General features: G+C 58.4%; 1 protein-coding gene. It reads right to left on the bottom strand.

Annotated elements, in window-relative coordinates:
• Positions 1–255, bottom strand: a 255-nt coding sequence (locus AACY49_RS31575) for a DDE-type integrase/transposase/recombinase (RefSeq protein WP_339528292.1), incomplete at both ends; no start/stop codon positions are given.

Raw genomic sequence — 255 nt, 5'->3', positions numbered from 1 at the left:
CCCAGCAATTACCTTTACGGCTCATGCTTTGCTGCATTTCATTTCTTGCCAACAGCGCTCTGTAGCTTGCGCTCGCGTATTGGCTGCCACGATCCGAGTGGGCGACCAGACCCGGTGGTGGTTGACGCTGAGCAATCGCCAGCTGCATTGCACTACACACCAGCTCAGCCGGCATGTTCGGGGCCATGGACCAGCCGACTATCTTGCGTGAGAACAAGTCCAGCACCACGGCCAGGTATAACCAGCCGCTTCGGG

Source organism: Pseudomonas sp. EL_65y_Pfl2_R96, assembly GCF_963970905.1.
Taxonomy (GTDB): domain Bacteria; phylum Pseudomonadota; class Gammaproteobacteria; order Pseudomonadales; family Pseudomonadaceae; genus Aquipseudomonas.
The sequence above is the reverse complement of the archived record's forward strand: the minus strand, read 5'-3'. Positions and strand labels throughout refer to the sequence as shown.